This window comes from Streptomyces tubbatahanensis, from assembly GCF_022699385.1.
Lineage (GTDB): Bacteria > Actinomycetota > Actinomycetes > Streptomycetales > Streptomycetaceae > Streptomyces > Streptomyces diacarni.
This window is the reverse complement of record NZ_CP093846.1, coordinates 2,046,288-2,058,894: the sequence shown is the minus strand read 5'-3', so window position 1 is coordinate 2,058,894 and position 12,607 is coordinate 2,046,288. Positions and strand designations below refer to the sequence as shown.

The 12,607-nt window shown below is 73.6% G+C and carries 13 protein-coding genes, 1 pseudogene and 1 riboswitch; of the genes and pseudogenes, 6 read left to right on the top strand and 8 right to left on the bottom strand.

Annotated features, from left to right (window positions below; genetic code table 11):
- The first annotated feature begins 102 nt into the window (after positions 1-102).
- Complete coding sequence (gene trpD, locus MMF93_RS08875) at positions 103-1,170, top strand: anthranilate phosphoribosyltransferase (protein WP_242750651.1); 1,068 nt, start codon at positions 103-105, stop codon at positions 1,168-1,170.
- 147 nt (positions 1,171-1,317) lie between these two features.
- Here the strand turns inward: trpD and MMF93_RS08870 are convergent, their stop codons facing one another.
- The gene (locus MMF93_RS08870) at positions 1,318-1,800 is read right to left on the bottom strand and encodes a VOC family protein (RefSeq protein WP_242750650.1); all 483 of its coding nucleotides are present in this window, start codon (positions 1,798-1,800) and stop codon (positions 1,318-1,320) included.
- Between the two features lie 370 nt (positions 1,801-2,170).
- Here MMF93_RS08870 and MMF93_RS08865 point away from each other — a divergent pair.
- Together MMF93_RS08865 and MMF93_RS08860 are read left to right on the top strand one after the other, a co-directional pair.
- A pseudogene (locus MMF93_RS08865) lies at positions 2,171-3,019 on the top strand (uroporphyrinogen-III synthase); the annotation flags it as partial.
- A 97-nt stretch (positions 3,020-3,116) separates the two neighbouring features.
- A riboswitch (SAM riboswitch) is annotated at positions 3,117-3,235 on the top strand.
- A gap of 209 nt (positions 3,236-3,444) precedes the next feature.
- Positions 3,445-4,905 carry an aminotransferase class V-fold PLP-dependent enzyme gene (locus MMF93_RS08860; protein ID WP_242750649.1) on the top strand — a complete coding sequence of 487 codons (1,461 nt, stop codon included), beginning with the start codon at positions 3,445-3,447 and terminating at the stop codon, positions 4,903-4,905.
- A gap of 54 nt (positions 4,906-4,959) precedes the next feature.
- Here MMF93_RS08860 and MMF93_RS08855 read toward each other — a convergent pair whose 3' ends face one another.
- Together MMF93_RS08855 and MMF93_RS08850 are read right to left on the bottom strand one after the other, a co-directional pair.
- On the bottom strand, positions 4,960-5,610 hold the full coding sequence (locus MMF93_RS08855) for an NAD(P)-dependent oxidoreductase (RefSeq protein ID WP_242750648.1): 651 nt from the start codon (positions 5,608-5,610) through the stop codon (positions 4,960-4,962).
- Between the two features lie 60 nt (positions 5,611-5,670).
- On the bottom strand, positions 5,671-6,924 hold the full coding sequence (locus MMF93_RS08850) for an MFS transporter (protein WP_242750647.1): 1,254 nt from the start codon (positions 6,922-6,924) through the stop codon (positions 5,671-5,673).
- A 95-nt stretch (positions 6,925-7,019) separates the two neighbouring features.
- On the opposite strand from MMF93_RS08850, the gene MMF93_RS08845 reads away from it, so the two are divergent.
- Positions 7,020-7,958 carry a LysR substrate-binding domain-containing protein gene (locus tag MMF93_RS08845; protein ID WP_242750646.1) on the top strand — a complete coding sequence of 313 codons (939 nt, stop codon included), beginning with the start codon at positions 7,020-7,022 and terminating at the stop codon, positions 7,956-7,958.
- Here the strand turns inward: MMF93_RS08845 and MMF93_RS08840 are convergent.
- The 5 genes from MMF93_RS08840 to MMF93_RS08820 all read right to left on the bottom strand — a co-directional run bounded on the left by MMF93_RS08840 (position 7,955) and on the right by MMF93_RS08820 (position 10,312).
- Positions 7,955-8,371, bottom strand: coding sequence for an SMI1/KNR4 family protein (locus MMF93_RS08840; protein ID WP_242750645.1), 417 nt, complete (start codon positions 8,369-8,371; stop codon positions 7,955-7,957). The genes MMF93_RS08845 and MMF93_RS08840 overlap by 4 nt on opposite strands.
- A gap of 21 nt (positions 8,372-8,392) precedes the next feature.
- Positions 8,393-8,758, bottom strand: coding sequence for a hypothetical protein (locus tag MMF93_RS08835; protein WP_242750644.1), 366 nt, complete (start codon positions 8,756-8,758; stop codon positions 8,393-8,395).
- A complete protein-coding gene (locus MMF93_RS08830; protein WP_242750643.1) occupies positions 8,755-9,213 on the bottom strand; it encodes a hypothetical protein in 459 nt (152 codons plus the stop codon). Before MMF93_RS08830 ends, MMF93_RS08835 begins: the two co-directional genes overlap by 4 nt.
- 77 nt (positions 9,214-9,290) lie before the next feature.
- Positions 9,291-9,572, bottom strand: a complete 282-nt coding sequence (locus MMF93_RS08825) for an Lrp/AsnC family transcriptional regulator (protein ID WP_114022769.1) — start codon at positions 9,570-9,572, stop codon at positions 9,291-9,293.
- Positions 9,569-10,312, bottom strand: a complete 744-nt coding sequence (locus MMF93_RS08820) for a rhomboid family intramembrane serine protease (RefSeq protein ID WP_242750642.1) — start codon at positions 10,310-10,312, stop codon at positions 9,569-9,571. Before MMF93_RS08820 ends, MMF93_RS08825 begins: the two co-directional genes overlap by 4 nt.
- Positions 10,313-10,519: 207 nt before the next feature.
- On the opposite strand from MMF93_RS08820, the gene MMF93_RS08815 reads away from it, so the two are divergent.
- Positions 10,520-10,759 (top strand): hypothetical protein, encoded by a 240-nt coding sequence (locus MMF93_RS08815; protein WP_114017220.1) that lies wholly within the window; start codon positions 10,520-10,522, stop codon positions 10,757-10,759.
- Positions 10,760-10,814: 55 nt separating this feature from the next.
- Entirely contained in the window at positions 10,815-12,263 is a 1,449-nt protein-coding gene (locus MMF93_RS08810) for an NYN domain-containing protein (protein WP_423835378.1), read from the top strand.
- The last annotated feature ends 344 nt before the right edge of the window (positions 12,264-12,607 follow it).

The following is a 12,607-nucleotide window of genomic DNA, read 5'->3' as shown; positions in this document are numbered from 1 at the left end:
TCCATCCCGCTGCCCACGGGGTGAACGGGCGACCACGCCGCCGGTCGGGCTCGATAGGGTGGCGGCACCATTGCGTCGGTCTATAGCCAGGATGTGGTTCCCATGAGCGCTGCTCCCCCCGCCGGAGGCGACACCGTGGCGGCGCGTACCTGGCCCGACGTGCTCAGCGCACTGCTCGCGGGCGAGGACCTGAGCGAGGACGCCACCGCGTGGGCGATGGACCGGATCATGCGGGGCGAGGCCACCGACGCGCAGATCGCGGGGTTCGCCGTCGCGCTGAGGGCCAAGGGGGAGACGGTCGAGGAGATCTCCGGGCTGGTGCGCGCCATGTACGCGCACGCGCGCACGATCGAGGTGCCGGGCCCTGCCGTGGACATCGTCGGCACCGGAGGCGACCGGGCCAAGACGGTCAACATCTCGACCATGTCCTCGATCGTCGTCGCCGGAGCGGGCGTGAAGGTCGTCAAGCACGGCAACCGGGCCTCCTCCAGCGCCAGTGGCGCCTCCGACGTCCTGGAGAAGCTCGGGGTGGACCTGGAGCTGAGCCCCGACCGGGTCGCCGAGGTGGCGGCCGAGGCCGGCATCACCTTCTGCTTCGCCGTGCGGTTCCACCCCTCGCTGCGGCACGTCGGCACGGCCCGCAAGGAACTGGGCGTCGCGACCCCGTTCAACCTCCTGGGGCCGCTCACCAACCCGGCCCGGGTCCGTGCCCAGGCCACCGGCGTCGCCGACGCGCGGATGGCGCCGATCATCGCGGGCGTGCTGGCGGCCCGCGGCTCCTCCGCGCTGGTCTTCCGCGGGGACGACGGGCTGGACGAGCTGACCACCACGGCGACGTCCACCGTGTGGATCGTCCGCGACGGTGCGGTGCGCGAGGAGAGCTTCGACCCGCGCGACGTCGGCCTCGAACTGGTGCCCGTCGAGGCGCTGAGGGGGGCCGACGCCGCCTACAACGCGGACGTGGCACGGCGGCTGCTGGACGGCGAGCGGGGGCCCGTGCGGGACGCCGTCCTGCTGAACTCGGCCGCCGCTTTCGCGGCGCTCACGCCCACCGACGCGCCGCTGAGCGAGCAGATCGCCGCCGGGATGCGGCGCGCCGCCGAGTCCCTCGACTCCGGCGCTGCCCGTGCCGCGCTCGACCGGTGGGTGGAGGCCAGCCACCGGCGGTGACGCGCCCCGCAGGGGCGCGGGGAACTGCGCGACAAGCTCACCACCAGCCCGCGGACCGCAGGTCGCGGGCAGGGGCACTCCCTGACCGGAACACGAGCCGCAGGGAACCCCGCCCCGCCCCGGGGATGTCCCGAAACGGAGGCGGCGTCACCTCCGTGCCGCCGCCTCCAGCGTGGCCACGTCCAGCTTCACCATGCCGAGCATGGCCGCGGTGACCGCTTCGGCCTGCGCGCTGTCCGCCGCCTCCAGCAGCTCGAAGAGGCGACGCGGCACGATCTGCCACGACAGGCCGTACCTGTCCTTGAGCCAGCCACACTGGACCTCCTGGCCGCCGCCCGCCGTCAGCTTCTCCCACAGGGTGTCCACCTCCTCCTGCGAGTCGCAGTCCACCTGGAGCGAGATCGCCTCGGTGAAGGAGAACTCGGGACCGCCGTTGAGCGCCACGTACTCCCGTCCTGCCAGCTCGAAGTCCACCGTCATCACGGACCCCGGCTTCCCCGGGCCCGTCTCGCCGTAGTGGGTGACGCCCAGGATGCGGGAGTCGTCGAAGAGGGAGACGTAGAACGCGGCCGCCTCCTCGGCCTGGGTGTCGAACCAGAGGAACGTCTTGATCTTCTGGGACTGCCGCATGATCGTCATCTCCTGGTCGTTCGGTTCACGCCGTCTGCCAGTACAGACCGTCCGGGCACCGGAAACTCATCGCTCGGCCCGGATGTCGCCCCCCGCGGCCCCACCGGAGCAGTGGCCGGCGACCGCTCCGGCCGACGCCAGCGTGATGTTGCAGCCAGGCGCGGAGGGTGCCGGGAGAGTGCACGCCCGACCCGGCGGGGGAGTTCTCGCAGGTGCCGGTGGGGGAGTGAGCGGATGCTTTCGGAGCAGCCACGGCCGGCAGCGGCAGCCGCGCGGCGGGACGTAGCCTCGTGGACCGGAGAGCGCACCGGGACGAGCCCCTCGTCCCGGTCCGTCCCCGTACGCTTCGTCCACACCTGAGGGAGACGCTGTGCCGGAACCCCGACCCCCGCACGGGCCCACGGGCACCGGAGCGGTCCCGCCCCTGACCGGTTACACCGTCGCCGTGACGGCAGCGCGCCGGGCCGAGGAACTCGGCGCGCTGCTCCAACGGCGCGGAGCCCACGTCCGCTACGCCCCCGCGCTGCGTATCGTCCCCCTCGCCGACGACGCGGAACTGCGCGCCGCCACCCGGCAGCTGGTCGCCGACCCGCCGCACCTCACCGTCGTCACCACGGGTATCGGCTTCCGCGGCTGGATGGAGGCGGCGGACGACTGGGATACGGGCGGGGCGCTGCGGGACGCGCTCGCCGGGGGTGAAGTCCTCGCCCGAGGCCCCAAGGCGTGCGGGGCCATCCGCGCCGCCGGGCTCCGCGAAGCGTGGTCGCCCGCCTCCGAGTCCACCGCCGAAGTACGCGAACACCTGCTCGCCCGCGGGGATCTGACGGGGCTGCGGGTGGCCGTTCAGCTCCACGGAGAACCCCTCGGCGCGTTCCTCGACGCGCTGCGCGCCGCGGGGGCCGACGTCGTCCCCGTACCCGTCTACCGCTCGACACGGCCGCTCGACCCCGCTCCCCTCGACCGGCTGATCGAGGCCCTGATCGCCGGTGAGGTCGATGCCGTCACCTTCACCAGCGCCCCCGCCGTGGCGGGCCTGTTCGCCCGCGCCGAGGAGAGCGGCTCTGTGGACGCGCTGACGCGGGCCCTGCGCGGGCCTGTCCAGGTGGCCTGCGTCGGTCCGGTCACCGCCGCGCCGCTGCTTGAGCGGGACGTGCCCGCGTACTGGCCCGACCGCTTCCGTACGGGCGCGCTCGTGCGGAAGCTGTGTGAGCGGCTGCCGCGGTGACGCACCCCGGCGGCCCCCCGGCGGCGGGGCCCGTCCGGATCGTGGACGTACGGGTGTGCCCCGGACACGCCGTGTGGCATACTTCAGCCCAGGTCACGAGCGACAGCGATCAAGGCCCCGGCCCGCTGTCCGGCAACCCTCCGTCCGTGGCGGGGTGCCCCGGGTGATGACCAGGCCGTAGGACAGCAAGGTCTGCGGCAAGCGCGGATCCCTCTCCGCCAGGGGTCCTGGTCTGCGAGGGAGTCTTTCGTGAGCAAGCGAATGCGCTAGGGCCGGCTCGGCCCCTTTCCCGTCTGCCGTCAGGCGCGCCGCGATGCCGTCTGCCGCCGGGCACAAGGCGCTGTCGTCTGCCGTCCGACAGCGAGGCGATGTCGCCGTCGTCGCCGTTCGTCGTTCCCCCCTGCCCATGGAGCTTCCCCATGCCGTTCAATGCCACTTTTGCCCCGATTGATCCGTCCTGTGCGCGGGAGGCGGCGGCCTCCGCGCCGCAGACGTCGCCGGCCCCCGCCCAGGAGGCGGGAGGGCCCCTTCCCGTTCTCGGCCGCGACGTCCGCGTGCCCCTGGTCACCGGCGGGGAGGTGACCTACGCGGCGCTCGACTACGCGGCGAGCGCCCCCGCGCTCCAGCGGGTGTGGGACGACGTCGCCGCGTACGCGCCGTACTACGGCAGCGTGCACCGCGGAGCCGGCCACCTCTCGCAGCTGTCGACCGAGCTGTTCGAGCGCAGCAGGCGAACCGTCGCGGAGTTCCTCGGATGCCGCGAGGGCGACCAGGTGGTCTTCACCCGGGCGACCACCGATTCCCTCAACCTCCTGTCGGCGGCGCTGCCGCAGGGCACGCGGGTCTTCGTGTTCGAGACGGAGCACCACGCCTCTCTGCTGCCGTGGCGCACGCACGACGTCACGTATCTGGACGCGCCCCGTTCGCCCGAGGCCGCCGTCGCCACCCTTGAGGCGGCGCTGCACGGCGCCCCCGCCGGGCCGAAGCTGGTATGCGTGACGGGGGCCTCCAACGTCACCGGAGAGGTGTGGCCGGTCCGTGAGCTGGCGCGGGCCGCGCACCGGCACGGGGCGCGGCTCGTGCTGGACGCGGCGCAGCTCGCCCCGCACCGCCCCGTCAGCCTCGCCGACTTGGAGGCCGACTGGGTGGCGCTGTCGGGGCACAAGCTGTACGCGCCCTTCGGCGCGGGTGTCCTGGCGGGCCGCGCGGACTGGCTCGTGCGGGCGGAGCCGTATCTGGCCGGTGGCGGTGCCAGCCGCCGGGTGGCGCGGGGCGCGGACGGCGGCGTGGACGTGGAGTGGCACACCACCGCCGCCCGGCACGAGGCGGGTTCGCCGAACGTCATCGGCGCCTACGCCCTCGCCTCCGCCTGCCGGGCTCTCACGGAGGCGGGGTTCGACGGCCTGGTCGCCCGCGAGGAGGAGCTGCTGGCCCGGCTGCGTGCCGGTCTCGCCGGCGTCCCCGAGGTGCGTGTCCTCTCCCTCTTCGGCGAGGGCGCCGACCAGGTGGGCGTCGTCTCCTTCGTCGTCGAGGGCTGGAACAGCTCGCACTTCGCCGCCGCCCTGTCGGCCGAGTACGGCATCGGCGTCCGCGACGGCCTGTTCTGCGCGCACCCGCTGCTGCGCACCCTCCTCGGCCAGCAGAGCGACGCTCCCGGCGAGTGCGGGGCGCCCGAGACCGCGCCGGACTCCCAGCCCTCGCCGGGAGAGGCCCCCGCGCTCAACGCCGTCCGGGTCAGCTTCGGCGCCGGGACGCCCGACGAGCACGTGGACCGGTTCGTCGCCGCCGTACGGGAGCTGGTGCGCAAGGGAGCGCGCTGGAACTACCGCACCGAGGAGGGACGTTGCGTCCCCGAGGCCCCGGACCCCGCCGCGAACTGAACGACGTACCGCCCGCCCGCTCCCTCGCCTTTCCGCCGCCGGGCGGACCCTGGCTCAGGAGGCCACCGTAAAGCGGGCCCGATGGTGCTTCGGCCGCTCAGCCTCATCCATCAGGGCGATGGCGAAGTCCTCCATGGAGAGGGCGGAGCGGCCCGCCTCGTCGACCAGCAACTCGTCGGCGCCCAGCCGGTAGTGCCCGGTGCGGACGCCGGGAGCCAGCAGCGCGGGCGGGCTCACGTACGCCCAGTCCAGCCGCGCGGGTGCCTGCCGCAGGAGCAGCGCGTACTGCTCGTCGCAGGCCAGGGCGATGGGCCGCCACTCCTCGGGGACGTACCTGGGATCGTCGCTCACCCGGACGCGCCCGTCGGTGCCCGGAACCGTCAGGCTTCCCGCGCCGCCGACCAGCAGCAGCCGCACGCCGGTGCGGGCCAGCCCCGCCAGCAGCCCGCGCGCCGCCAGTACCAGGCCCTCCTCGTTGCCGGGCGCGGGGCGGGTGGCGCTGACGACCAGGTCGTGTCCCGTGCTGAGAGCGGCGACGTCGCCGGCGTCGGCCGCGTCGCCCACCCGGTGCGTGGCGCCCGGGTGCAGGGCGGGGAAGCGGGCCGGGTCGCGGACCACGGCGCTGACCTCGTGGCCGCGCGCGAGGGCCTCGGTGACGACCCGGCTGCCGACGTTGCCCGCCGCGCCGAAGACTGCGATGCGCATGGTGTCCAACTCCTGGGTGACGATGCGGATGTGTCGATGAGTAGAGCTGTCGATTTGACGTCAGTGTGAGCTCAAGTGCGCGGTGCTGAGCCGCTCCAGGCCCCACACCGCCAGCGCGGCCGCCGCGAGCCCCGCGCCCAGCAGGCACACCCCGCTCCAGCCGGCGCGCGCCCACACCAGGGCGGTCAGCGCCGAACCCGTGGCGCCGCCGATGAAGAAGCTGGTCATGAAGACGGAGTTGAGGCGGTTGCGGGCCTCGGGGCGCAGCGCGTAGAGCACCGTCTGACTGCTGTTGAGGACGGCCTGCTGTCCGACGTTCAGCGCGACGATGCCCACCGCCAGCCACAGCAGCGACCGTCCGCCGGCCAGGAGCAGCAGCCAGCCGCCGCCCAGCGTCGCGATGCCGCACCCGGTCACGTACTGCACGAGTCCCCGGTCGTTGAGCCGCCCCGCGAAGGTCATCGTCACCACCCCGACCACACCGAGGAGCCCGAACAGCCCGATCCGCGACTCCGACCAGCCGAAGGGCGGCCCGGCCAGCAGAAACGTCAGCGCGGTCAGCTGCACGCTGTAGGCCGCCAGGGACAGGGCGCCGATCGCCGACCGCCAGCGCAGCAGCGGCTCCGCGCGCAGCAGGGAGAGCGAGGAGCGCAGCAGCGCCGGATACGACAGCCGGGCGGTGGACGGTACGCGCGGCAGGTGACGGTGCAGGAGGAACGCCATCACGGCCACTGGTATCGCGCTGACCCAGTAGACGGTGCGCCAGCCGCCCAGTCCGGCCAGCACCCCCGAGACGGTGCGGGCCAGCAGCCCGCCCAGCAGCACGCCGGACATCACGGTGGCCACCGCACGCCCGCGCGCCTCGTCCGGCACGAGGGCGGCCGCGTACCCGACGACGACCTGGGCGCCCACCGCCGTCAGCGCGACGGCGACGGTGCCCGCGAGCAGCAGCGCTCCCGTGGGAGCCGCGGACGTGCACGCGAGGAAGACCGCGGTCGCCGCCAGCAGTCCGACGGCGAGGCGGCGCCGGTCGAGCACGTCGCCGAGCGGGACGATCAGCAGCAGGCCGAGCGCGTAGCCGGCCTGCGAGGCGGTCACCACGAACCCCGCCAGGGTGGCGCTGACGTGCAGGTCGCGGGTGATGAGGTCGAGGAGCGGCTGGGCGAAGTAGTTGCCCGCGCAGGAGAGTCCGGTGGCGACGGCCATCAGGAGCAGCAGGGCGCGGCGGGGCGTCGGCGGGGTGTGCTCGCGGGGGTCCTCTCGTGAGGTCGCGGGCGCCGTGCCGGCCCAGGGCCGGGGTGCGGTGTCGGTCATGTGCCCAGGCTGCGGCCGCCGTTGTCGATGAGTCCAACACATCCTCGTCATGCCAACGATCGCGAAACGAGATGGATGTTCCTAGGCTTGCCCGCATGGAACTCCAGCAGCTGCGCTACGTCGCCGCCGTCGCCGACACCGGCGGCTTCACCCGGGCCGCCGAGCGCTGCCACGTCGTCCAGTCCGCGCTCAGCCACCAGATCGCCAAGCTGGAGAAGGAATTGGGCGCGCGGCTGTTCGAGCGCACGAGCAGGAGCGTGCGGCTCACCCCCGCAGGTGAGGCGTTCCTGCCCGCGGCGCGGCAGTCACTGGAGGCGGCCGAACGCGCCGCCGCCGAGGTCGCCGCGGCCACCGGCGAGATCCGCGGCACCCTCGCGCTCGGCGCCATCAGCACCATCGCCTCCGTCGACCTGCCCCGGCTGCTGCGCGACTACCACCAGCGCTATCCGCAGGTGCGCATCAGCCTGACGTCGAGCCGCAGCGAACTGCTGGCGGAACAGGTCAGGCGCGGCACCCTCGACCTCGCCTTCCTCGGAGTGACCCCGTCCTTCCAGGCGAAGGGCGTACGGTCGCGCACCCTGGTGCGCGACCGGCACGTCGTCATGGTCGCCCCGGGGCATCCGCTGGAGGAGGAGGGCGCGGCCGGACCTTTGGAGCTGGCCCGCCTCGCCGAGGAGACCTTCGTCGACTTCGCCGCCGGCAGCCACGCCCGTGCCCAGACCGAGGAGGCCTTCGCCGCCGCGGGACTCCACCGCGACGTGGCCTTCGAGGCCTCCCACTGGGAGTTCCTCGCCGCCCTCGTCCGCAACGGCATGGCCGTCGCCATGCTCCCCTCGGCCTTCGTCTCCCAGCTGGCCGGGCTGCGCGTTCTGCCGGTCCGCGAGGGACCCCGCCGCGAGGAGCGCCTGGTGTGGAGCGCCACCCGGCTCACCCCGGCGGGCGCGGCGTTCCTGCGGGACATGGGGGACCCGGGCGAGGGCGACGCGGCCGGCCGGGACCTCCGAGACCCGCAGGGTTCCGGCGGAAGGCCCTAACCGCCCAGCGCCCGGCGCAGGTAGCCGTCCAGCCCTGCCGCCGTCCACGTGCGCGAGTCGGTCTCGTGTTCCCAGACGAACACGTCCTCCTCCCGCCTCGGCACCCGCACGAAAGCGAACTGGTCGCCGCCCCCGTCGTCACCGAAGAACAGCAGCGGCTCGAACGGCATGTAGAGCCCGGCGAACTCGGGCGAGGAGCGGAACGCGGCGTTGTCGGCCGCGATCCGCGCGGCGCTCCACACCACGTCCGTGCCGTCCTCGCCGCGTACGCCGTCACACTCCCGCAACAGCGCGGCGAGCGCCTCGGGCAGCGGCTGCCCGAGGGCCCGCGGGATCTCGGCGAGCGCCCGTTCGGTCGCGGGAGCCGCAGGCACGGCTCCGGCGTCGAGGGCCAGTATCCTCTCGCGCCACATGAGCCGAGGATTCCAGGCCCGTCAGCGGAACTCGTGCACGAGCTCGATCGGCCCCACGAGGTGCGCGTTGAACTCCTCCAGCTCCTCGGCGGGCACCCACAGTTCGAGGATCGTCTCGCCACCCGCCTGCCGCACGGGATACCGGGCGAGGAAAGCCGACTCGACGGCGAAGCGCGTCACATAGCCCGCCCCGTCGTGCTTGACGTTCCAGTCGCGGGCGATGCGGATCGCGTAGTCCTCGTTCAGTACGGGGTAGAAGAACGGCTGCTGGGGCAGCCGCGCGGGCCACGCACGCCAGCCCGACCCCCGTACCAGCTCCAGCTCCTTCGGGCCCGTGGGCCGCCACAGCGTGGTCGTCGCCTTCTCCGCCGTCCCCTGCCTACTCATTCCGGCACGCTACCGACGCCCGCACGCACGCGGCCACCCGATTCCACCGCCCCCGCCAAGGGTGCGCACGTCACCAGCACGAACACCCCGAACAGCGTGATCGGCAGCAGCCCCACGGGCCGCAGCGCCCAGCCCGGGTCCTCGCGTACCCACTGCCAGTCCACCACCCAGTTCGCCACCACGTCCGCGGTCATCACCGCCCCCGCCAGCCACACCCCGGCAGCGCGCGCCCCCGCGACGAGGACGACCACGAGCGGGTCCAGCACCACGAGTCCCACGAAGAACACCTGCCACGGCACGGCCGCGATCGGGGCGTACACGTGGATACCGCCCCGCAGCAGGTCGAACAGGTGGGCGCAGCCCCCTTCCGAGAACCCCGCCAGATAACCCGCCGCCACCCACCGCCCCCACCGCGGCACCGACCGCCACCGCACCCGCAGCCCCTCCGACGTCACGGGAGAAGTCTTTCACCACCACCCGCGCACGCCGGCGTGCGGCACTGCCGGGACCCGGTTGCCTTCGAGCGTCCGGCTCAGGAGTCCAGGCCGATGGCGAAGGCCGTCTCCAGGTCGTGCTGGGAGTAGGTGCGGAAGGCGATGTGGGTCTCGGTGGACTGGACGCCGGGGACCTTGCTGATGCGGCCGGGGATGATGTCGGCGAGGTCGTCGTGCTCGGCGACGCGGACCATGGCGATCAGGTCGTGGGCACCGGTCACGGAGTAGACCTCGCTGACGCCGTCGATGGCGGCGATCTGCTCGGCGATCTCGGGGATGCGCTCGGTGCTCGTCCGGATGAGGACGATCGATGTGATCACGGCTTGGTCTCTCCCTCGCACGCCGGGGTTGGCCCGGTCACTGTAGCCCGGCGGTAGCTCAGCCAGACGAGGAGGAAGCCCAGCGTGAAACCGACCACATGCACGAGGTAGGCGACGCCCGGGCCGCCCTCGTCCTGGCACGTGGCCAGCCACTGGAGGGTGAGCCAGAAGAGGAGCACCACCCAGGCGGGGAAGCGCAGCGGGAGGAAGAAGAGGAAGGGGAAGACGCTGGTGACCCTGGTGCGCGGATACAGGTACAAGAAGGCGCCCAGCACGGCGGAGACCGCTCCCGAGGCGCCGACCAGCGACTGGCCCGAGTCCGGGTGCGCCGCCGCGTAGCAGAGCATGGCCACGTAGCCGGCGCTCAGATAGAGGAGGGCGAAGCGCACCGGGCCCATGCGCTGCTCGACCGCCTTGCCGAAGACGCGGAGGAACAGCAGGTTCCCGAGCAGGTGGAGCCAGTTGCCGTGCAGGAACAGCGCGGTCACAGGGGTCAGCAGCGGGCGTGCGGCGCCGCTCAGCAGCGCGCGGGGCACCACGCCCCACCGGTCGAAGTAGCCGGACTGCGCCTGCGCGAGTGCCCGCCCCGTGCCGTAGGCCGGGACGAGCCCGGAGGCAGGGCCGATCAGGAAGAGCAGGCCGCAGCAGCAGATCAGGGCGTACGTCACGAGGGGGCGCGGCCCTGCGCCGCGGCCCCGGGGCGCGGCGGCGGCGCGTTCGGTGCCGTCGGTGCCGTCCATGACGGGATCATGACGGCTCGCTCGCTGGGCATGCTCCTCGACACACGCACGGGCACGCGGACGGCCCCAGGCCGTAGGGTTGACGGCACGTGACGCCCTCCCGCATGTCCGTGACGTGTCCACGAGAGCGCACGGAAGGCGGAAACGCGCACACCGACCGGCCCGACCCCAAGGAACACCGACCTCAAGAATCGAGGACTCACGACGATGGCGGTCCCCACGCCCACGGACGAGACCCGCTGGCGCTGCACCCTGTGCGGCAATCTGACCCGGTTCGATGTGACCCGGTCCAGCAAGGTGGTGGAGTACGTCCATCTGGACCTGGCCGGAGCGCCGAAGGTGGAGGAGCGCGAGGTGCTCAGTGAGACCATCGAGTCCGTGCGCTGCCGATGGTGCAACGCCGTGGACCAGATCGAACTGGTGGACCGGCCCAGCGCTCAGGTGTAGGGCTCGGACAGGACAGGGCTCGAGGAATCAGGGCTTGAGACGGCAGGTGTGACCGGTGGAGGAACGGACGGGCGGCGAGCCTCGGCGGCCGACGAAGGCTGCCGACGCGCCCCCGGGGCCGACCGGTCCTGACGCGGGCCCTCAGCACACGGGCCCTCAACCGCACAGCGGCCCCGACGGACGTGACGCGGACTCCGAGGGGCTGGAGCGGCCACTGCCGGAGAAGGTGCGCCGGCGCGTCGTCGCGTTCACCGGCGACGCGCTGGGCGGACTGACCGTCGCACAACTGCCGCCCCCGCTGCGGCAGTACGCGCGCTTCACCCCGCAGCGCCGCGTCAAGTTCGGCGGCAACGCCATGGCGGCGGCCCTGGAGTCGGACGCCGTCTTCCGGCAGCGGATCGCCTCCCGGCTGCGCGAGCAGCTGCCCGAGCTGGCGGGCGCGCTGGACGAGGGCGCCCCGCCCCCGGCCGCCGACCCGGTCGACGTGGCCGCCGTCGGCTACGTCCTGCGGCCCGCCGGATGGGCGAAGCTGGTCGCCGCCGCGGGCGAGGAGGCCCAGCGGGCGCAGGCGGAGCGGGCGGGCGAGGAGGTGCAGCGGGAGCTGACCAGGCTGCGCGAGGAGCTCTCCCACGCCAGGAGCGCCGCGCGCGACGACGCGGAGCGGGCGCGGCGTGACGTGGAGGCGCTGCGTAAGGAGCTCGACGGTACCCAGCGCAGGCTCCGCAGCGCCCAGGCGGACGTGCGCCGCGGCGAGGCCGCGCTGCGCAGGGCGCAGTCCGAGCTGGAGGCGGCGCGGTCGGCCGCGGGCGCCGACAAGGCGGCCTCCGACAGTGAGGTGCGGCGCCTGAAGTCCCGGCTGGCGGAGAGCGAGTCGGCGCTGGAGGCGCAGCGCCGTGCGGCGCGTGAGGGCCGCAGCGTCGAGGACATGCGGGTGCGGCTGCTGCTGGACACGGTGCTGGACGCGGCCCAGGGGCTGCGCAGGGAGTTGGCGCTGCCGCCGTCCGAGTCGCGTCCGGCCGACACCGTCGAGGCGGTGGAGCCGGGCCGGATGTCACCCAAGGACGTCGCGGCCAGGGCGCTGTCGGCGACGGATCCCGCCCTGCTCGACCAGTTGCTGGCGCTGCCTCAGGCGCATCTGGTGGTGGACGGCTACAACGTCACCAAGACCGGCTATCCCGCGATGCCGCTGGAGAAGCAGCGGCTGCGGCTGCTGGGCGGCCTGGCCGGGCTGGCGGCCCAGTCGAACGCGGAGGTCACCTGCGTGTTCGACGGCGCTGAGCTCGCGGCGCCTGTGCTGCTGGCACCGCCGCGCGGGGTGCGGGTGCTCTTCTCCAAGCCGGGCCAGACGGCGGACGAGCTGATCCGCCGGCTGGTGCGCGCCGAGCCGCCTGGCCGCCCTGTCGTGGTGGTCTCCAGCGACCGCGAGGTGGCGGACGGTTGTGCGGCCGCCGGCGCCAGGCCCGTGGCGGCGACTCTGCTCCTCAAGCGCCTCGCGCGCACGTAGGGCACTCACGCGTACGTAGGGCACTCAGGCGCACGTAGGGCACTCACGCGTACGTAGAGCGTTCACGCGCACGTGAAGCACTCACGCACACGTAGAGCGCTCGCGCGCGCCTCGGGAGTCCGTCCGTGCGTCTCAAGCGCCTCGCCGCGCACGCAGGCATCGCTCCGCGCTCCTCACGCGCCTCGCGTGCCTGCCGAACCGCCAACCGCCCGCGAACGGACACGGTCCGGGCCTTTGTGTGTGGCCTCCACCACGGCCCCTCGCTCTGTCACGTGTGCGAAGCGTGAGGCCGTGCTCGCCCTGAGTGGGATCCGGGTAAAGAATGCGGCCGCGAGTCATCTTTT